Genomic DNA, 224 nt, shown 5'->3' with positions numbered 1-224 from the left:
AATATTCTTACTCCTACTGACGAGCTAACCACTCAAGGCGACGATCTTTTGATCGGCGGCTGTAAAGCAACTGACCTTATCGAGCAATACGGTAGCCCGCTATTCGTACTAAGCGAAGACACACTGCGTAACAACCTACGTCGTGTTAAAAACGCTTTTGGCTCTAACTGGCCAAAACCGGTTAACGTTATGTTTGCTATCAAATCAAACACTAACTTCGCGGT

Annotated in this window: 1 pseudogene; it reads left to right on the top strand. The window is 45.1% G+C overall.

The features are described from left to right. Window positions 1–224: pseudogene (locus LNL84_RS19705) on the top strand (diaminopimelate decarboxylase family protein); the annotation flags it as partial.

The organism is Vibrio gelatinilyticus, assembly GCF_022836845.1.
GTDB lineage: Bacteria > Pseudomonadota > Gammaproteobacteria > Enterobacterales > Vibrionaceae > Vibrio > Vibrio gelatinilyticus.
The sequence above is the reverse complement of the archived record's forward strand: the minus strand, read 5'-3'. Positions and strand labels throughout refer to the sequence as shown.